The 233-nt window shown below is 54.9% G+C and carries 1 protein-coding gene; it reads right to left on the bottom strand.

The genetic code is table 11. The features are described 5' to 3' along the window. Positions 1-233: molybdopterin-dependent oxidoreductase (locus tag FDX22_RS24595; protein ID WP_146717924.1), on the bottom strand; the 233-nt coding region annotated here is incomplete at both ends.

The raw sequence follows: 233 nt of genomic DNA, 5'->3' as shown, positions 1-233 counted from the left end.
CCGCCAGCCTTGTGGTATTTGCCCACCATTTGCCAATCCGCCAGCCCGGTAAAGACGCCGGATGAACCATAGGTTTTTTGCACCCGCTCAAGCTCTTCATAAAACAGGTCCAGCGCCTGATCCCAGCTAACCCGCACAAAACGATTATCTCCCCGCTGGCTACGATCCGACTTCTCACGCTTGCGTAACCAGTCCAGTCGAACCATCGGATAGCGAACCCGTGAAGGGTTGTA

It is taken from the genome of Citrobacter sp. TBCS-14 (genome assembly GCF_005280805.1).
Lineage (GTDB): Bacteria > Pseudomonadota > Gammaproteobacteria > Enterobacterales > Enterobacteriaceae > Citrobacter > Citrobacter gillenii.
This window is presented reverse-complemented; position numbering and strand designations above follow the sequence as displayed.